The 20324-nt window shown below is 65.1% G+C and carries 12 protein-coding genes and 1 tRNA gene; 6 read left to right on the forward strand and 7 right to left on the reverse strand.

Features of this window, described 5'->3' with window-relative positions; all coding sequences use genetic code 11:
* Nucleotides 1-151: 151 nt before the first annotated feature.
* The 6 genes from FG95_RS00615 to FG95_RS00640 form a co-directional block, all read right to left on the reverse strand.
* The gene (locus FG95_RS00615) at nucleotides 152-1006 is read right to left on the reverse strand and encodes a hypothetical protein (RefSeq protein WP_037553240.1); all 855 of its coding nucleotides are present in this window, start codon (nucleotides 1004-1006) and stop codon (nucleotides 152-154) included.
* Nucleotides 1007-1012: 6 nt separating this feature from the next.
* Entirely contained in the window at nucleotides 1013-2221 is a 1209-nt protein-coding gene (locus FG95_RS00620) for a tyrosine-type recombinase/integrase (RefSeq protein ID WP_037553241.1), read from the reverse strand.
* A gap of 165 nt (nucleotides 2222-2386) precedes the next feature.
* Nucleotides 2387-2460: transfer RNA gene (locus tag FG95_RS00625), tRNA-Gly, on the reverse strand.
* Nucleotides 2461-2607: 147 nt separating this feature from the next.
* Entirely contained in the window at nucleotides 2608-3318 is a 711-nt protein-coding gene (locus FG95_RS00630; RefSeq protein WP_037553242.1) for an RES family NAD+ phosphorylase, read from the reverse strand.
* A 7-nt stretch (nucleotides 3319-3325) separates the two neighbouring features.
* Nucleotides 3326-3736, reverse strand: a complete 411-nt coding sequence (locus tag FG95_RS00635; RefSeq protein ID WP_235211412.1) for an MbcA/ParS/Xre antitoxin family protein — start codon at nucleotides 3734-3736, stop codon at nucleotides 3326-3328.
* 86 nt (nucleotides 3737-3822) lie between these two features.
* The gene (locus FG95_RS00640) at nucleotides 3823-4293 is read right to left on the reverse strand and encodes an Lrp/AsnC family transcriptional regulator (RefSeq protein WP_037553244.1); all 471 of its coding nucleotides are present in this window, start codon (nucleotides 4291-4293) and stop codon (nucleotides 3823-3825) included.
* A gap of 97 nt (nucleotides 4294-4390) precedes the next feature.
* On the opposite strand from FG95_RS00640, the gene putA reads away from it, so the two are divergent.
* Nucleotides 4391-7486 carry a bifunctional proline dehydrogenase/L-glutamate gamma-semialdehyde dehydrogenase PutA gene (gene putA / locus FG95_RS00645; RefSeq protein ID WP_081932947.1) on the forward strand — a complete coding sequence of 1032 codons (3096 nt, stop codon included), beginning with the start codon at nucleotides 4391-4393 and terminating at the stop codon, nucleotides 7484-7486.
* 297 nt (nucleotides 7487-7783) lie between these two features.
* Here the strand turns inward: putA and FG95_RS00650 are convergent, their stop codons facing one another.
* Complete coding sequence (locus FG95_RS00650) at nucleotides 7784-8704, reverse strand: tetratricopeptide repeat protein (RefSeq protein ID WP_037553248.1); 921 nt, start codon at nucleotides 8702-8704, stop codon at nucleotides 7784-7786.
* Nucleotides 8705-8890: 186 nt separating this feature from the next.
* Between FG95_RS00650 and gdhA the strand changes: the two genes are divergently transcribed.
* From gdhA to FG95_RS00675, 5 genes are all read left to right on the forward strand, one after another.
* On the forward strand, nucleotides 8891-10246 hold the full coding sequence (gdhA, locus tag FG95_RS00655; protein ID WP_037553250.1) for an NADP-specific glutamate dehydrogenase: 1356 nt from the start codon (nucleotides 8891-8893) through the stop codon (nucleotides 10244-10246).
* 176 nt (nucleotides 10247-10422) lie between these two features.
* Nucleotides 10423-11790, forward strand: a complete 1368-nt coding sequence (locus tag FG95_RS00660; RefSeq protein WP_037553252.1) for a multiheme c-type cytochrome — start codon at nucleotides 10423-10425, stop codon at nucleotides 11788-11790.
* A 4-nt stretch (nucleotides 11791-11794) separates the two neighbouring features.
* Nucleotides 11795-13768 (forward strand): heme-binding protein, encoded by a 1974-nt coding sequence (locus tag FG95_RS00665; RefSeq protein WP_037553254.1) that lies wholly within the window; start codon nucleotides 11795-11797, stop codon nucleotides 13766-13768.
* A complete protein-coding gene (locus tag FG95_RS00670) occupies nucleotides 13769-15703 on the forward strand; it encodes a hypothetical protein (RefSeq protein ID WP_037553255.1) in 1935 nt (644 codons plus the stop codon).
* A gap of 139 nt (nucleotides 15704-15842) precedes the next feature.
* Nucleotides 15843-20141, forward strand: a complete 4299-nt coding sequence (locus FG95_RS00675; RefSeq protein ID WP_037553256.1) for an LVIVD — start codon at nucleotides 15843-15845, stop codon at nucleotides 20139-20141.
* Nucleotides 20142-20324: the final 183 nt, after the last annotated feature.

Below are 20324 nucleotides of genomic sequence, written 5' to 3' on the forward strand. Positions count from 1 at the left end.
CGGCGGGCGACAGGATCATTTGCAGCTAATCGCCGGCAGTTCCAACGGCATGCGGATGTACGGGGAATCCGCCGTTCGCGGCTGTTCCCCGGTAACTGCCATCGAATAGAACGCGCACAAATGCGCCGTTCCCCGGTAATTCAGGGTCGAATTAAGACGAACGATTTTTCGCGATCGTTTCCAGAATCTGCTTGGCGTAACTCGAAAGCTGGGTTTCGCCGGGCACCTCGCGGCGCCTGCTACGATACCAATCCTCCAGAAGCCCGACGACCAGCTTTTGATTGCCGCGCTTCTTGGCAATGTCGATCTTCCGCACGTCGGGATGTTCGATCAGCGACATCACCGCATCGGTATAATCGTACTTTCTGGGTGCTCCGACACGGCTCGGTTCGGCTTTGGCATCCGCGATCAGTTTGAGGACCTCCGCATCCAGAAATAGTTCTCGGTCGAACCAGAAACCGACCGGGCCGAAGAGCGCACTGCGAATCGTCCCGTCCCTTGCAACATGAGCCGCCCGAAGCTTGCCGAAAAAATAGCGGTGGTCGATATCGCGCCGCGCCCCTTTCGTGGTTCGATAGAAGGCACGCAAAGTCGACTCGCGTTGGAGCAGGGAGAAGAGCCGTTCAAGGTTCCGCGCCGCAGGGTCGTCAGCATTGGCATAAAGAGCCGTCTGCGGCGCTGAGGCCTTCATCCCGCCATATTGGAACACGCGCCATGACGCGAACACGGCCATCGTCAGCACAAAACAAACCAGCCCGATGATAACCACGGTATCGGCGCCAGGGGTTTCGCTAAGAGTGAGAAAGATACCGGGACCAAGGGTAATCATCGTTGCAAAAGCCGTGGCGGCAAGCGCCGAGCATAGGAGCAAATAGCGACTTTGAATGACACGTGAGGCATCGGCCGCAATGCGATCTAGTTCAATAAGGCCCGCCTGTTCGTCAGCGCTGATGAAGCGGGCCGCGACGATGCGTAGCGGCAGCACTTCCTTCCGATCGTCCACCATCTTCTCCTAGCGAGGGATGGCTACATTGCCTCCATCACGGAGCTGACACAAATAATCACTCCACCACTGGGCCATTTCTACGCGCTCGGTCCAATAGGCTGACTGATTGTATATGCGCCGGATGCTGCCCGCGACCATGTGGGCGAGTGCCCGTTCGATGGCATCCGGATTCCATTTACCGCACTCGTTCAAAAGCGATGATGCAGATGTGCGGAACCCGTGGGCTGTCATCTGCTCTTTGGAGTAGCCAAGACGACGAAGAGCCGCATTGATTGTATTGTCGCTGATCGGTCGTGCCCGTGTCCGTACCGACGGAAAAACATACTTCCCGTTGCCAGAAAGGCCTCGCATACTTTCCAGAATCGCGAGTGCTTGGCGCGATAATGGCACAGCGTGCGGTTGGCGCATTTTCATCTTGGCAGCCGGCAGCGTCCAAACCGCCATCGCGAAGTCGATTTCTGTCCATTCCATCTGGCGCAGTTCGCCGGGCCTCTGAAAGACATGCGGGGTCAGCTTGAGTGCATGCATCACCGCTGGATCACCCACATATCCGTCAATCGCACGGAGTAGGGCGCCAAACTCTATTGGGTCAGTGATCGACGCGAAATGTTTGACGGTCGGTTGGATTAGCGCGCCAAGCAGCATCTGTGCGGGATCGCGTTCGGCTCTCGCCGTAGCGGCGGCGTAGCGGAAAACGCGGCTCGCGAAAGACCGGACCTGCTTGGCGGTTTCTAAACGCCCGCGCCGTTCCTGCTTCTTCAACTCGTGGAGTAACTCCGCAGGCGTGATGTCGGCCACCGGCCGCCGCCCAAACTCCGCGCCTAGCAGACGCAAAAGCCAGCGATGCTTTTCGAGTGTTGCGGCTGCGACACCTTCCTTCTCGCGCTTCGCGATCAGCTCTTCGGCCACCGCCGAGAAGCTGTTGCCCGCGCTGATACTTGCAGCGATTCGAGCCTGTCGCTTGGCAGTATTGGGATCGACCGCATGGGCGAGCTGCTTCTTCGCATCATCTCTCGCCGCTCGCGCTTCGGCGAGCGTAATTGCAGGATAAGCGCCGAGCGCCAGTTTACGCTCCACTCCATGAAGGCGATATTTAACGCGCCAAAGCTTGCTGCCGATCGGATTGACCAAAAGATAAAGGCCGCCCGAATCCGAGACCTTATAGGGCTTATCTTTTGGCTTCGCTTTGCGGATCGCGGTGTCGGTGAGCGCCATTTGGGGGCCTCGCAAATCAGGGGCTTTGGAAAGGCCCCCGGATATGCCCCCGAATCGTTCAACTACGTGCGATCATGGACAATCACCGGAAGCCAGTGAATGCTCAAAAACTAGCGGATTTTCGGGGATTTTTCAACCATCAGCGGCTGCGCGTGGGCAGCAAGATGGAGCGGGTGAAGGGAATCGAACCCTCGTCGTAAGCTTGGGAAGCTTCTGCTCTACCATTGAGCTACACCCGCATTTCAACCATTTAGCTGCTGCATGGCGCGCTGTTTTACAGTTCGTTTTACCGCAGGGGTCGAGGCACCTGCCTTTGCCGCCATCCGGATCGCCGGTCAATGGGTTCATTTCGATTTGCAGGCCGCCGGGGCCAAATGGAGCCCCGGCTAGACCTCGAGGCGGAATATCTGGCCCGATCCGTCGAGGACGAGCTCGTGGATCATGTCGATCCGCTCGCCGTCCCAGTGATAGCGAAAATGGCGGCCTTGCACGGGCTTGGCGATGACGTCCGGCCAGAAGGCGGCGACACATTCGCCGCCGGGATTGCGAACCGAGGGATAGACGATCCCGTCGCTGCCGGCGTCGCGCTGCCGGCGCGCGAAATTCTGCGACGGCGCGTAATCGTCGGGGGCGAGGAGCGCGTCGAAGCCGCCCGTCCGGATGTCGATGAGCGCGGCCTCGACGGCGCCGACGAGTTCGCGCATGTCCGAGATCCAGCCCGGTTCGTCGCGGGTGTCGAGCAGGCGCCGGGCCTGATGGTGGGTGACTTCGGCAACCGCCGTTTCGAAATTTCCGGCAGCGTAATAGGCGCCGAAATGGCCGTCATGGAATCGCCCCGGCCGGTCGGGCGAGCAATGGGTGAAGGGCGCCATCACATAGCTCGCGCCCGGTCCCGCGACGCGTCGTTCGACCGGCACGAGGTCGAGATTGCCGATCGTCTCGGCGATCCGGGGGTTCGTCTTCGCTTCGGCCGCGGCGAGCAATTCCCAATCTTCCGGCTCGGCGAGATCTTCGAACAGGTCGATCGGCGGATATTTGCTTTCGATCAGGCGGACGGCCGACGGCCAGTCGACGCGGGACAGCGGCGCGCCCGGCATCCCTCCGTCACCACGCGCCGCGATAGCTGTCGAGATAACGGCGCACGCGCATCAGGTCGGTCAGCTGGCCGCCGAGCATGATCTCGAGCGCCGAGCGGTCGCTGAAGGCGCGGTTGGGCGCCTTGACCCAGCGATAACCGCGGTCCGCCTCGGTATAGAGGAGCCGCAGCGCCTTGTGGATGCCGATGAGGTTCGAGAGGCGCGCCGCCAGATCGACGGTCCAGCGGCCATATTCGCCTTGCTTCCAGCGCTGATAGGTTCGCACGGCGATGTCGCCGAGCAGCACCGCCGCCTGCGCGTCGGTCACGCCCCAATGGTCGAAGAGCCGGATCACCGCACGCTGCATGGCCTGCACTTCCGCATCGGAGAAGCGGAGAGCGGGCGGTGGCGGTGCGCTTTTGATGGCAACGAGTTGCATAAGCCTTCCTATGACAATTGGCGTATATATAGATAAATTGCGTCAATTGTCAATTGGGATGGCGAATCCGCGGGGCGGCCATTCCTTCAGCGCGCCGATTCGAGGATCGTTTCCATCGCAACGAAGGTCGAGGTGCTTGCGACATGGGGCAGGCTCGAGATTTTTTCGCCCAGCACGATGCGATAGCGGCGGATGTCGGGGGTGCGGACCTTGAGCAGATAGTCGAAGCTGCTCGCGATCATATGGCATTCCTCGACCTCGGGAATCCGCCGCACCGCATTGTTGAACTGCTTGAGCGCTTCCTCGCGCGTGTCCGACAGCTTGACTTCGGTAAAGGCGACATGGTCGAGCCCGACCTTGGCGGGATCGACGATCGCGCGGAAGCCGGTGATCAGCCCGCTGTCGACGAGGCGCTTGACGCGCTGCTGGCAGGGGGTTTTCGAGAGGCCGACCTGGAGTGCGAGCTCGGTGAAAGTGATCCGCCCGTCGCGCCCCAGAATCGCGAGGATCTTGCGGTCATATTCGTCCAGTTCGACTGTCCAGGAGCTATTTTTCATGTGAATCGACTAGGATCAATCCAAAACTTGGTCAATTCGTATATGGAATCCCCGTAAACAAGTCGGATCGACTTACGGCGATATGGTAACAGGGGGCATGACCCAAAGCCCCGACCGCGCCCCCCTCCGCACCTTGGCCCGCCGCAGCGAAGCCGACATCGTCGCCGGTCTGCGGACCGCGCTCGCAACCTCCCCGGCGAGCGTCGAGGCGGTCACCCGCCGCGGGCTCGAACTGATCCGCAAGGCGAAGGCCGACGGCGAGCGCGAGACGCTCGTCGCGCAGTTGATGAACCGCTATCGCCTCTCGACCGAAGAGGGCGTCGTGCTGATGTGCCTTGCGGAGGCGCTGCTGCGCGTCCCCGACAATGCGACCGCCAATGCGCTGATCCGCGACAAGATCGCCGGACGCCACTGGGCCGAGGGCGACGATGACGACAGCCCGCTGGTCGTTGCGCTGTCGGCGCGCGGGCTGTCGCTCGGTTCTGCGACGTTGATGCTCGATGCAATGGGCAGCAAGGCGAACCCGCTCAGCCTGCTCAAATCGATGATCCGCCGCTCGGGCGAGCCGGTGATCCGCCAGGCGGCGCTCGCGGCGATGAAATTGCTCGGCCAGCAATTCGTGATGGGCGAGACGATCGACGCGGCGGTCAAGCGCGCCGACAAGGAAAAGAGCGAACTCGCAAGCTTCGACATGCTCGGCGAGGCGGCGCGTACCGCCGAGGATGCCACGCGCTACTATGACAGCTATGCGAATGCCATCGCGCGCATCGGCAAGGGCGCGAAGCCCGGCGATCCGCACGCCAACCACGGCATTTCGATCAAGCTGTCGGCGCTCCACCCGCGCTACGAATATCTGCAAGCAGCGCGCGTGCGCGATGAGCTGATCCCGCGCGTGATCGAACTCGCGAAGGCGGCGCGCACGGTGAACATCCCGCTGATGATCGACGCCGAGGAAAGCGACCGGCTCGAACCGCATATGGACGTGTTCGCGGCGCTGATCGACGCCGGGATCGCCGATGGCTGGACCGGGCTCGGCATCGTGATCCAGGCGTATCAGAAGCGCGCGCCCGCGGTGATCGACTGGCTGGCCGAGCGAGCCCGCGCGCGCGGGGTCAAACTGTCGATGCGCCTCGTCAAGGGCGCTTATTGGGATACCGAGATCAAGCGCGCGCAGACGCTGGGCTTGAGCGACTTTCCGGTGTTCACCGCGAAGCTCCACACCGATCTCAACTATATGCGCTGCGCGCAGCTGCTGCGCGACTGTCAGGACTGCATCTATCCGGCGTTCGCGAGCCATAATGCGATGACACTCGCCTTCGTCGCCGAACTGTTCGCGGGCGCCGATTACGAGCTGCAGCGGCTGCACGGCATGGGCGAGGGCGCGCACGACGCGCTCGTAGCGTTGTTTCCGCCGCCGCGCCCGGTGCGCGTCTATGCGCCGGTCGGCACGCATCGCGATCTGCTCGCCTATCTCGTCCGCCGCCTGCTCGAAAATGGCGCCAACTCGAGCTTCGTGCATCAATTCTCCGACCCCGACGTCAGCGCCGAACAGCTCGCGGTCGACCCGCGCAGCGTGGCGAGCCCGGCGGTGCCCGTCATCGCGACGGGGCTCGGCCTGTTCGATCCGGTGCGGCGCAATTCGCGCGGCTACGACCTTGGCGATCCGGGCGTGTCCGAGGCGCTGGTCGCGGCGATCGGCGCGGCGCGGCGGAGCGATATGGTCGCGGCGCCGATCGTCGGCGGCGTCGCGCGGGACGGCAAGGCCGAGCCGGTGCGGAATCCCGCGACGGGCGCGGTCGTCGGGCGGGTGATCGAGGCCGACGCGGCGACGGTCGCCGATGCCGTGACCGCGGCGCGCGCGGCGCACGACAATTGGAGCCTCGCGGGGGGCGCCTTCCGCGCCGAACGCCTCGAACGCGCCGCCGACCTGCTTGAGGAGCATGACGCGCTGTTTCTCGGCCTCGCGATCGACGAAGCGGGGAAGACTCTCGTCGATGCGGTCGCCGAGGTGCGCGAGGCGGTCGATTTCCTCCGCTACTATGCCGCGCAGGCGCGCGCCGATTTCACTTACCCGGTCGCGCTTCCCGGCCCGACGGGCGAGCGCAACGAGCTGATGCTCGAGGGCAAGGGCGTATTCGTTTGCATCAGCCCGTGGAACTTCCCGCTCGCGATCTTCCTCGGGCAGGTGTCGGCGGCGCTCGCCGCGGGCAATGCGGTGCTCGCGAAGCCCGCCGAGCAGACCCCGCTGATCGCCCATGCCGCGATCGAACTCCTGCTCGAAGCCGGCATCCCCGGCGATGTGCTTGCCTATCTTCCCGGCCGCGGCGAAAGTGTCGGCGCGGCGCTGACGAGCCACGACGACATCATCGGCGTCGCCTTCACCGGATCGACCGAGGTCGCGCGAATGATCAACCGCAGCCTCGCCGGGCGCGACGGGCCGATCGCGACGCTGATCGCCGAAACCGGCGGCGCGAACGCGATGATCGTCGATTCGACCGCGCTTCCCGAACAGGTTGCGCGCGATGCCGTCGCGTCGGCCTTCCAGTCGGCGGGCCAGCGCTGTTCGGCGCTGCGCCTGCTTTGCGTGCAGGAAGATGTGGCGGGCACGATGATCGAAATGGTCGCGGGCGCGATGGCCGAGCTCAATATCGGCGATCCCTCGGTGCTGTCGACCGACGTCGGCCCGATCATCGACGAGGAGGCGCGGGCGAACATCGCCGCCTATGTCGCCGAAGCGCGCGCCGCGGGCCGCGTGATCGCCGAGGCCGGGCGGACGAACATGCCCGCGGGCGGCCATTTCGTGCCGCCCGTCCTGATCCGGCTCGACCATGTAACTGACTTGAAGCGCGAGATTTTCGGTCCGGTGCTGCATGTCGCGACGTGGAAGGGCGGCGAACTCGATGCGCTGATCGATGCGATCAACGCCTCGGGCTATGGGCTGACCTTGGGCGTCCACACGCGCATCGACGGCGTCGCGGCGCACATCGCGGCGCGCGCGGCGGTCGGCAACGTCTATGTCAATCGCAATCAGATCGGCGCCATCGTCGGGTCGCAGCCCTTCGGCGGGCGCGGCCTGTCGGGGACGGGCCCCAAGGCCGGTGGTCCGCATTACCTGCACCGCTTCGCCGAGGAAAAGTCGATCTCGACCGACATAACCGCGGCGGGCGGCAATGCGGCGCTGATGGCGGGGTGAGGCTGGGACGGGCCTCTACTTTCCTCGTCATCCCGGCGAAGGCCGGGATCTCGCCCGAGCATCTTTACGCACCGGCGAGATCCCGGCCTTCGCCGGGATGACGATTCGGGCGGGAATGGTCGGATTGGTCCGGGCTCCAGCCGGAAAACCACGAGGCCCGATACAGAGTGGACGGCTGTCCCGGGCAATACGTCCGAAAGCGTCTCGCGGCGAAATGCCGCGGCGACCCTGTGTTCTGGTTGCCCCCCGCAGCGGCGCCGGATTAGCCTTTTCCCGGCGGTGCGCCAATGGGGATTTTTACGCGCCCGGCACGCCCAGTAGCTGCGCCTGCGCCGTCAACCGCCCAGCCGCCGCCGGGTTCGCCGCGATGCCGTCCTTCAGCGCCTGCGCGGCCTTCGCCGTTTCGCCCAGCGTCATGCGGCTGCGCATCAGCATGATCCAGCGGTCGACGTCGGCCGGATTGGCCTTCAGCTTGGCTTCGAGGCCGCTCACCATGCCTTCGATCATCGCGTCCTGCTGCCCCTTGGGGAGCTGCGACGCGGCTTCCATGTCGGCGCGGCTCGGCCCCGGGATCGCGCGCGCGGCGACGGGCATTTCGTCGGGCGTCAGCGCGCGCGGCTGCGTGGCGGCGAGGCGCGCGGCGACCTCGATTTTGTGGATCTGGCCGACCTGTTCGATCGTCCGGCGCAGATCGGCTTCCCACGGCGCCCCCTGCGGCGTGTCGGCGAGCAGCGCGAACCAGTCGTCGATCGCGCCTTTGTGATCGCCGCCGATGTCCTTTTTCACCGCAAGGAAGTAGCGCGCGCGCGGATCCTTCGCGTCGAGCGCGATCGCCTTGTCGAAAGCATCCGAAGCGGCGGCGGGCATCGGGTCGCTGTCGCTCGCCATCACCCGCGCTTCGCCGAGCGCCGACCAGAGTCCCGCCGATTCGGGCGAAAGCGCGACGGCCTTTTCATAGGCGGCCGCCGCGCCCGCGAAATCGCCGAGGTCGAATTTCGCCGCGCCGAGCGTCGTCCACGCGTCGGCACTGTCCGGTTCGCGCTGCGTCCGCGCTTCGAGGTCGGCGAGCTGGTCGGACGGCGCGGCGGCGGTTTCGCTGGCCGGACCCGTGGCGGACGGTGCGGAATCGCGCCAGATCGCATAGCCGATGGCCGCCGCGAGCAGCACGAAAGCGGCGATCAATATCATGCGATTGTTTCGCGTCATGCCGCCGGTCATGCCCCCGCCATCCTGTTGCTCTCGCTCATTTTTACCCCTCATCATACGGCGCACGAAAAATGCCGGCTGTGCGCTCCGTCATATTGCCTTTGCCCGGCGATGGTGTAGCCTTTGGTCCATAAGGTCGGTCAACGATAAAATCGTCAGGGGTCGCACCGGCTTTCCCAGTCAACAGGGGAGGGGTGCATGGCAGTTTCGGATCACGTCGATTTTGCGACGTTCATGGAAGGCGTGAAGCGGCGCAACCCGGGGCAACCCGAGTTCGTGCAGGCGGTGCAGGAAGTGTCGGAGGACATTTTCGACTTCATCGCCGACAAGGAAGAATATCACGCGCAGCAGATATTGCGGCGTATCGCCGAACCCGACCGGGTGGTGTCCTTCCGCGTCTGCTGGGAGGACGACAACGGCAATATCCGCGTCCAGCGCGGCTGGCGCGTCCAGAACAACAATGCGATCGGACCCTATAAGGGCGGGATCCGTTTCCACCCGAGCGTCACCGAAAGCGTGCTCAAATTCCTGGCGTTCGAACAGACGTTCAAGAACGCGCTGACCGGGCTGCCGATGGGCGGCGGCAAGGGTGGGTCGAATTTCAACCCCAAGGGCAAGAGCGTGCGCGAGATCATGCGCTTCTGCCAAAGCTTCATGACCGAGCTTTATCGCCACATCGGCGCCGACATCGACGTGCCCGCGGGCGACATCGGCGTCGGCGGGCGCGAGATCGGCTTCATGTTCGGCCAGTATAAGCGGATCACCAACGAATTCACCGGCGTGCTCACCGGCAAGGGGCTCGAATGGGGCGGCTCGCTGATCCGCACCGAGGCGACGGGCTATGGCGCGGTCTATTTCCTCGCCAACATGCTCGCGGCGAAGGGGCAGGATCTGGTCGGCAAGAGCGCGGTGATTTCGGGATCGGGCAATGTCGCGACGCACGCCGCCGAAAAGGTCGTGCAACTCGGCGGCAAAGTGCTGACGCTGTCCGATTCGGGCGGCTTCATCCACGATCCCGACGGGATCACGCAGGACAAGATCGACTGGGTGAAAGCGCACAAGACGCATCGCCGCGGGCGGATCGAGGAATATTGCGAAGAGTTCAAGACCGCGACCTTCACGCCCGGCAAGACGCCGTGGGGCGTGAAGTGCGACGTGGCCTTGCCCTGCGCAACGCAGAACGAACTGCTCGGCGAGGATGCCAAGACGCTGGTCAAGAACGGCTGCATCGCGGTCAGCGAGGGCGCCAACATGCCGACCAACCTCGAGGGCGTGCACGTCTTCAAGGATGCGAAGATCATGTTCGCGCCGGGCAAGGCCGCCAACGCCGGCGGCGTCGCGGTGTCGGGACTCGAAATGAGCCAGAACAGCGGCCGCCGCGCGTGGAGCGAGGGCGAACTCCAGCAGATGCTCAAGGACATCATGGACGGTATCCACAAGAATTGCCTGACCTATGGCGATCAGGGCAATGGCTATATCGACTATGTGAAAGGCGCCAATATCGCGGGATTCAAGAAGGTTGCCGACGCGATGCTGGCTTTCGGGGTGGTGTAAATCGATCCAGAGCGTAATAAGCGCCGGATTGGGAAAAAGGGGTACTGCGGATGACGGCGCACGCTGGGAAGGAGCGCGGCGATCGGCCTCGGGCGGCATTTGCCGCCCGTCGTCCCACGCGCGCGGCATTTGCCGCCCGTCGTCCCACGCGCGCGGCATTTGGCGTTCTGGCGGCGATGTTGCTCGCGCTCGCCATTGCGGCGTTCGCCTTTGCGCCGCCCGCGCGGTCGCAGGGCGAAAGCGGCGCGCGCTACACCGGCGTCGCTTCGTGCGCGGGGTCGACCTGCCACGGCCGGATGGAAGGCGACGGCACAATCGTCCGCCAGGACGAGCTGATGAAATGGCAGGAGCCCTCGACCCCCGGCGGTGCGCACAGCCGCGCCTGGGCGGTCCTCAATAACAATCGCAGCCAGTTCATCGCGCGCAATCTCGGCATCGGCGATCCGTCGAAGGCGCAGATGTGCCTCGGCTGCCACAGCACCGCGGGCACCGCGCGCGCCGTTCCCGCCGAGGACGGCGTCGGCTGCGAATCGTGTCATGGCCCTGCGGGCGGATGGCTCGCGAGCCATTATGCCGGCGTCGGCACCAACGCCGATCCCGACCGCGAAATGCGCGAAAAGCATCTCGCCAACCTGTCGGCGGGGCTCAAGAAGCTCGAGGATCCGATGGTGCGCGCGGGCGTTTGCGTCGACTGCCACTTCGGTTCGGCCGCCGACGGTCAGTTCGTGACGCACCGCATCATGGCGGCGGGACATCCGCGCATCTCGTTCGAGCTCGACCTTTTCTCGTCGCTGCAGGCGCATCATCAGGAGGATGCCGATTACGGCTGGCGCAAGTTCGGCGCGCCGAACCGGCGTACCGATCATGTCCAGATGTGGGCGGTGGGGCAGGCGACCGCGATCGAGCGCAGCCTCGCGCTGTTCCAGACGCGGCGCGGGACCGAGGGGATATTCCCCGAATTTTATTTCCTCGACTGCCACAGCTGCCACCGCCGCATCTTCGACCAGGCGAAGCCGGTGCGCACCGGGCTCGACAATGTTGGGCGCAATCTTCCCGAGGGCATGCCGCCCTATAATGACGAGAATCTGATCATGCTCGCTGCCGCGGCGCGCATGGCCTCGCCCGCGCTCGCCGACCAGCTCGCGGCGCGCACCGCGGCGTTCCACAAGGCGATGGCGGCTGACCGGCAAAGCGCGGTGCAGGCCGCGGCACAGCTGTCGCAGACGGTCGCGGCGCTCAAGCGCGCCTTCGCGTCGCGCAGCTTCTCGGGCGCCGACGCCTTCGCGATGGTGGACGCGATTTCGGCGAAGGCGATCAGCGATCGCTACACCGACTATTCCGGGTCGCAGCAGGCCGTCATGGGCGTCGATACCCTGCTCAACGCGATGGTGTCGTCGGGGCGCGTCACGGTCGGCGCGGCGGCGGGCATCCGCAGTGACATCGATCGCGCTTACGCGGCGGTGAAGGATCCCAACGCCTATAAACCGTCCGAATTCCAGGCCTCGTTCGGCAGCGCGGTGCGCGCGATCGGGGCGCTGCGGTAAGATCATGCGAAGCAAGACCTCTCTTTTCCGTTCGGCCGCCTTTGCTGCGATGGCTGCGCTGCTGCTCACCTCTTGCGGCGGCGGCGGCGGCGGAACGCCGACCCCGACACCCATCCCAACACCGACCCCGACGCCCACGCCGACGGGCGGGCTCTACACCCCGCCCGCCGTCGCGGCGCTGACCACCGCCGACGTCGAACGCGTGCTCGCGCAGGCGATCGCGGAGGCGCAGGCGCGGGGCCTGCCGTCGGTGATCGCGGTGACCGACCGCGTCGGCAATGTGCTCGGCGTCTTTCGCATGACCGGCGCGCGCGCCACCGCGACGACCTCGCCCGCGCCCAATGGCGACAATATCGACGCGCAGAACGTCACCTTCCCCGCCGAGGGGGGCGCGATCGCCAAGGCGGTGACCGGCGCGTACCTCTCGAGCGGCGGCAACGCCTTTTCGACGCGCACCGCGAGCCAGATCGTCCAGGAACATTTCCCACCCGCGCCGACGACCGCCGGGCTCGAAAGCGGGCCCCTGTTCGGCGTGCAGTTCAGCCAGCTGCCGTGCAGCGACCTCGCGGCGCGCTTCGGCGCAGCGGGTGCGGCGGCGCTGATCGGGCCGAAACGCTCGCCGCTCGGCCTCGCCGCCGATCCGGGCGGGCTGCCGCTCTACAAGAATGGCGTGCTCGTCGGCGGCATCGGGGTGATGGGCGACGGCGTTTACGGCAGCGACCCCAATATCCTCGATGTCGACAATGATCCCGAGGAGTATATCGCGCTTGCGGGGACGCGCGGGTTTGAGGCGCCGGGCGCGATCACCGCCGACCAGATTGCCGTCGACGGCACGACCCTGCGTTTCTCCGACGCGACCTTCGCCGGAGTGATGACGAGCGGCGGCGCGAGTTTCGCGAGCCTCAACGGAACCGCGGGCAGTCTCGTGGCGGTCATCGGCTATGCCAATGCGTCGATCACCGCGGGGACCGCCTATGGCACCGAAGCGTCGGGCATTCGCGCGTCGACCGCCGCCGAATTTTCGAACCGCGACGCCTTTGTGCTCAGCGACGGCAGCGGCGCGAACCGCTACCCGATCCGCGCCGGCACCGACGGCGCGAGCAACAGCGCGCCGCTGACCACCGCCGAAACGCGCGCGGTGCTCGAAGAGGCGTTCGCGGTGATGAGCCGCGCGCGCGCGCAGATCCGCCGCCCGCTCGACAGCCGCGCGCAGGTGACGATCAGCATCGTCGACACGCATGGCGCGGTGCTCGGCATCGTGCGTTCGCCCGACGCGCCGATTTTCGGCACCGATGTCAGCCTGCAGAAGGCGCGCACCGCCGCCTTCTTCTCGGGCGCGCAGGCGGGGGCTGAACTGAACGCCAACGCCAGCGCCGACGTGCGCCAATTCGTCGCTGCGACGCGGACATTCCTGAGCGATCCGGCGGCGCTCACCGGCACGATCGCCTTCGCCGACCGTTCGGGGGGCAATTTGTCGCGGCCCTATTTCCCCGATGGCGAGGTCGGCCGGCCGCACGGCCCGCTGTCGCGCCCGATCGCACAGTTCAATCCTTTCTCGACCGGGCTGCAGTCGGCGCTGATCATCGGCAATCTGGGGCAGCATCTCGGCTTCGTGTCGGGCGCCAGTCCGACCGACACGCCGGTGCGCTGCACGACCTTGCCCGACGTCGCGCCGGGGCGGAACCGGCTCCAGAACGGCATCCAGATCTTCCCCGGATCGGTGCCCATCTATCGCGGCAACAGCCTTGTCGGCGCGATCGGCGTGTCGGGCGATGGCATCGACCAGGACGATATGATCAGCTTTTTGGGGACGCACAACGGCGGCGCGCGCGTCGGCGGCATCGGCAATGCGCCGAAAGCGATCCGTGCCGACACGATCGTCGTGGGCGTCGGCGCCGGCGTGCGCCTGCGTTATATCAGCTGCCCCTTCGCCCCCTTCCTCGACACCGCGCAGCAGAATGTCTGCGAGGGGCTATAGATGATGATGACGGGGGGCAGCCTTTGGCCGATCATCGCGACGCTCGCGGCGCAGGGTGCGCCGGGCGCCGATGTCGCGCCGCCGCCGCCCGCGCCCGAAGAGCCGCCGGTCGCGGAAAACGCCGCACCCGCCGAGCGGCCCGCCGAAGAGCTGATTCCGCCGCCGCCGCCGGTCGACTGGCAGGACAGGATCAAGGATGATCTGGTCACCGAGATCATCGAGGGCCGCCGCCGTCCCGGCTATCGTCCCGATCTTCCCGATGCGCTGAGCCAGGACAATGTCGGCGCGCTGCGCCCGCCGCCGCCGCAGGCCTTTCCCGGGATGGAGGATCAACTGCCGATCCCCGACCGCTGGCGCCTGATCGAGACATTGGGCGTGGTCAAGGAACGCTGGTTCGATCCCTATAACCAGAACACCTACAAGGGCGACCGGCCGATCGACCGCAGCAAGGTCAAATGGCTTCCGATCAAGGGCGACGACTGGTTCATCGTCGCCAATGCCGTGTCCGACACCGTGTTCGAACCGCGCACCTTTCCTATCCCCGTCGGCGTCCAGACGACCGAGCGGCCGGGCAGCCTCGACGTGTTCGGCAAGGACCGCAGCTTCGTCTTCGCGCAGACCTTCATCGCGGGCGCGGCGCTGATCAAGGGATCGACCGCGTTCAAGCCGCCCGACATCGAATATCGCGTCACGCTCGCGTACCAAGCCAATTATGTCGACGTGCCCGAACGGCGCGTGCTCGACGTGCGCCCGTCGAAGGCGAGCCATCGTTACGACAGTTTCCTGGGGTTGCAGGAACTCTTCGTCGACAAGCATCTCGGCAACACGTCCGACCGCTATGATTTCTATTCGGTCCGCCTCGGCATCCAGCCGTTCCAGAGCGATTTCCGCGGCTTCCTGTTCAACGACAGCCAGCTCGGCATCCGCCTGTTCGGCAACCGCGACAACAACCGATTCCAATATAATCTCGCCGCCTTCTGGCGGCTCGAAAAGGACACGAACAGCGGCCTGAACGACATTACGCAGACGCCGCGTGACGATTTCGTGCTCACCGCCAATCTCTATCGCCAGGATTTTCCGGTCGTCGGGCTGACCAGCCAGATCAGCGTGACGTACAATATGAACCGCGAAAAGAACGACGTGCAGATCGACCACAATGGTTTCCCGGTGCGGCCGGCGCTGCTCGGCGACCTGCGCGGGCGCGAATATGACGTGGTTTACCTCGGTTACAGCGCCGACGGGCGGATCGGGCGGATCAACCTCACCGCGAGCTTCTATGCCGCGCTGGGCGAGGATCGGAACAGTTTCTTCACGAGCAAGCCCGCCGAAATCCGCGCGGGCTTCGGCGCGGTCGAACTCAGCTACGATCATGACTGGATGCGTTTCCGCCTGTCGGGGCTCTACGCGACCGGCGACGGCGATCCGTATAACAGGACCGAGGGCGGGTTCGACGCGATCTTCGAAAACCCGATCTTCGGCGGTGCCGACACAAGCTACTGGATCCGCCAGACGATCCCCTTCGCGGGCGGCGGGCGCGTCATCGCGATCAACGGGCGCAACGGCATATTGAACTCGCTGCGCTCGTCGAAGGAGGAGGGGCAGTCGAACTTCAACAACCCCGGCACCGTCTTCGTCGGCGCGGGCGCCGATTTCGACCTGACCCCCGAATTTCGCGTCAGCACCAATTTCAACCATCTGTGGTTCGAAAATACCTTGAGCCTGCAGGCGCTGCGCGTGGAAGGGTCGATCCCAAAGGATATCGGCTTCGACCTGTCGGTAGCGGCGATCTGGCGGCCCAAGGCGACGCAGAATATCGTCGGGCGCCTCAGCGCTGCGGTGCTGCTGCCCGGCAAGGGCTTCAAGGATTTGTTCGACAACAAGCAGAAGAATGACGCTTACGTCTCCATCCTCGCCAATGTGATCCTGAGCTTTTAGGGCGATGACATTGAACCTATCACCCTTCCCGTATCCCCGAACGAAGACGAGGGGCCCATTCGAGCGAAGCGAGAATCCTCCAGGAAGCTGGCCTCGACTTCGCTCGGCCTGGCCCCTCGTCTTCGCTCGGGGATACGGGGTGGGAGGCCGACTTCTCCTTCTCTTCGCCTTCATTCTGACGTCGCTGGCAATCGGCGCACAGGTCAGCCGTGCGGCCGAGGAGGAAAAGCCGGTCAAGGTCGAATATCGCTTCACCCCGCCCGCGCCGCGCGAGCAGGGCGACGCCGAGGTCGCGACGAAATCGAACGGCTGCTATTCGTGCCACACGCGCACCGACCAGCCGTCGATGCACGCAACCCCCGCGGTGAAGCTCGGCTGCACCGACTGCCACGGCGGCGACGCCAGCCAGCGCGGGACACCCGGCCTTGGCTACCAGCATCCGACGAACAAGGCGGTGATGAAGCTCGCGCACCCGCAGCCGACGCTGCCCGGCGCGTGGCACGACAGTTCGGCGAATCCCGAGCGGAGCTATACCTTGCTCAACAAGGAATCGCCCGAATTCATCCGCTTCGTAAACCCCAGCGACTATCGCGTCGCGCGCGAGGCGTGCGGTGCGTGCCATCTCGAAGTGATCGAGGCGACCGAACGCTCGATGATGTCGACCGGCGCGATGCTGTGGGGTGGCGCGGCGTACAACAATGGCATCGTCCCGTATAAAAACTATGTGTTCGGCGAGGCTTATACGCGCACCGGCGAACCCGCGTGCATCCTTTCGCCCTCTTCGCGGCTGACCGCCGAGGAATATAAGGAAGCGTGCAAGCCGGGCTTCGGTTTCGACAAGATACTGACCGACGAAGAGAAAAAGCGCGGCGCGCTCGCGAAAATGTATCCGCTGCCGCGCTGGAGCGTGCTGCCGCCCGGCGATGTCTTCCGCGTCTTCGAGCGCGGCGGGCGCAACATCAACACGCAATTCCCCGAAATCGGCCTGCCCAACCCGACGGGCAGCATCCAGCGGCTCGAGGAGCCCGGGCGCCCCGACCTCAAACAATCGAACCGCGGTCCCGGCACGGGCCTGCGCGTCTCGATCCCCGTGCTCAACATCCACAAGACGCGCCTCAACGATCCGCTGTCGTGGTTCATGGGGACGAACGACCAGCCCGGCGACTATCGCCATTCGGGCTGTTCGGGCTGCCACGTCGTCTATGCCAACGACCGCGAGCCGCGGCACAGCCTGACCTACGCCAAATTCGGCCGCGACGGCGAAACCGCGACAATCGATCCGACGATCGCCGAAAAGAAACGGAAGCCCGCGGGCTATGGCGACGGGCATGGCGACGACGCGCACGGCACTGAAGACGGCCACGAAGCTGTCGGCGGCCATGGTTCGTTGATCGATCCCGCCGATCCCGACGTCCCGGCGCGCCCCGGATCTCCGGCGCGCGGCGAATCGGGCCATCCGATCAGCCACGCCTTCACCCGCGCGATTCCGACCTCGCAGTGCATGTCGTGCCACATGCACCAGCCGAACATCTTCCTGAACTCCTACCTCGGCTACACGATGTGGGATTATGAATCGGACGCGCCGCAGATGTGGCCGGGCCCCGAAAACACGGCGCCGCGCCCGCCGGGGATGAGCGACGAGGAGTATCGGAAGAAATACAAGCAACAGCGCTATCCGACCGCCGCCGAAGTGCATCAGGTGCTCGAACGCAATCCCGAGGCGGCGGCGGCACGCGGACTGTGGGCCGATGTCGAATTCCTGCGCGACGTCTATGACGTCAACGACAGCAACAAGGACACGCAATTCGCCGACTATCACGGCCATGGCTGGAATTTCCGCGGCATCTTCAAGCGCGACCGGAACGGCAATCTGCTGAACGCCGACGGCAATATGGCGACTTACGGCACCGATACGGCGAACATCGTCGACCCGAAGGACCCCGAAAAGTGGCGCAAGAGCTGCAGCCACTACAGCGATCTGAAGGAACGCGATCTTTGCCTGTCGAGCGCCGATCCCGGCAAACCCGGCGTCGAGGGCAAGTTCGTGCCGCCCGGGCTCAACCCCGGCAAGACGGTCCATATGATGGACATTCACGCCGAAAAAGGGATGCAATGCGCCGACTGCCACTTCGCGCAGGATAGCCACGGCAATGGCTATATCCAGGGCGAAGTCGCGAACGCGGTCGAGATCGGCTGCAAGGATTGCCACGGCACCGCCGATGCGTTCCCGAATCTGCTGACCTCGAACGTTGCCGCGCGGCCGCAGGGGACCAACCTCGCGCTGCTCCGCAACCCCGACGGGCGCCGACGCTTCGAATTCCAATATAATGACGATGCCGAGGTGATCGGCCTCATTCAGCGCTCGATCGTCGATCCGAAGCTCGAATGGCAGGTCAGCCTCGTCAAGCAGGCGGTGACCCCGGGACCGCATTTCAACGCCAAGGCCGCGCGCGCCAAGCTGATGGCGCGGGCGGGCAGCGAGGACGGCAAGTTCGAGTGGGGGCCGGGGGTCGCCAAGGAAGACCGCGCGCACGGCGACGAGAAGATGACCTGCTTCACCTGTCACCTGTCGTGGACGACGAGCTGCGGCGGCTGCCATTTGCCGATCGAGGCGAACTGGAAAACCAAGATGCACCATTTCGAGGGTGAGGAGACGCGGAACTTCGCGACCTACAACCCGCAGGTGGCGCGCGACGAAATGTTCCAGCTCGGCCGGCACCAGCTCACCAAGCCCGGCGAGCCGGGCCCGAACGGCGAGGTGCGCGGCATCATCACCCCGGTCCGCTCGACCTCGGCGCTGGTGCTGTCGTCGACGAACATCAATCGCGAGCGCATCTATGTGCAGCAGCCGCCGGTCTCGTCGGCGGGCTATTCGAGCCAGGCCTTTGCGCCGCATTTCCCGCACACGGTCCGCCGGTCGGAAACCAAGCAATGTTCGGACTGCCATCTGTCCGCCGCCGACGACAATAATGCGATCATGTCGCAGCTGCTGCTGCTCGGCACCAATTTCGTCAATTTCGTCGGCCTCAACGTCTGGTCAGGGATGGAGGATGGCTTCCAGGCGACGCGCGTCACCGAATGGGACGAGCCGCAGGCGGTCATCGGCAGCTATCTCCACCGCTATTCCTACCCCGATTATTGGAAGCTTCACGTCGATCAAAACGGCCGCGAGCTCAAGCAATGGGTGCGCGGCAAGACTTTCGACAAAAAGGGATCGGGCGAAACGCAGGCGCTCGAGGAGTTCGCCAATATCGTGCAGGACACGAGCGGCCGGGTGAACTGCCTCCAGCAGCGCGGCGAATATATGTATGTCGCCGAGGGCAAGGGCGGCTTCCGCGTCTATGACGTCGCGTCGATCGGCAACAAGGGTTTCTCCGAACGCATCGTCCGTGCCCCCTTCTCGCCGATGGGACACGATACGCATGTGAAGACCAAGAACGCGACCTGCATGGCGATCGCAACGACGCAGCCGATCAGCGTGTCGCGCAACGAGAATATCGTGAAAAATTTCCCCGAGAACCACGAACAGGTGATGCACGACATCTATCGTTACGCCGCCATCACCGACAGCGTCGAGGGGCTGGTGCTGGTCGACATCGACACGATGGCCGACGGCGAATTCCGCAACAACAAGCTGAAACGCGCGCTGACGTGGAATGAAGGCAATGTGCTCGCGGGGGCGCGGCACATCACGCTCGCGGGCAGCATCGCCTATGTCACCACCGACGCGGGGCTCGTCGCGCTCGACCTGACGGTGCCGCTCCAGCCGAAGGTTACGGCGCAGCTGCCGCTGACCGATGCGCGCGCGAGCGCGGTGCAGTTCCGCTATCTCTGGGTCACCGACGCCGAGGGGGTAAAGCTGTTCGACGTCACCGATCTGGCGCAGCCGGTCGCGGTGCCGTCGGGCACGGTGCGGCTCACCAACGCGCGGAAGATCTATATCGCGCGCACCTATATGTATGTCGCGGCAAAGGCGGACGGGCTCGTGATCGTCGATGTGACGCGCCCCGCGGCGCCGATCGTCTGGCCGGGGCTGACCTTCGGCGGTACGCTCAACGATGCCGAGGATGTGATCGTCGCGTCGACCAACGCCTCGCTGTTCGGTTATGTCGCCGACGGGCGGAACGGTATCAAGGTGCTCCAGCTCACCAGCCCCGACAACCCCGGCCTCTATGGCTTCTCGCCCAGGCCGACCCCCGAACTCATCGCCTGGGCAAAGACCCCGTCGCCCGCGCTCGCGCTGTCGAAGGGGCTCGACCGCGACCGCGCGGTCGACGAAACGGGCGGGCAGATGGCGGTGTTCGGCCGCCTCGGCTCACGCCCCTTCACGCGCGGCGAGATGGAGAAGCTGTTCCTGAACAGCAAGGGGACGGTGTACAAGGTTCGCGACGAGGTCGACGAAAGCGCGTGGCGACCGCCGCTGCTGTATGCGAATTGAGGAAAACCGTCTGGTTTCGACCGGAAGCGGCCCTTTAATCCTCCCTGTGGCGCCGCCATGGGGAGGTGGCAGCGCGCAGCGCTGACGGAGGGCCATAGCGCGGCCGTCGCGGCCCCTCCACCACCGCCTGCGGCGCCTCGCGGGAAGCAACGCACCCCGCGCGTTGCTTTTACCCCGCTCTCT

Source organism: Sphingopyxis sp. LC363 (genome assembly GCF_000756385.1).
In the GTDB taxonomy this organism is placed as follows: Bacteria; Pseudomonadota; Alphaproteobacteria; order Sphingomonadales; family Sphingomonadaceae; genus Sphingopyxis.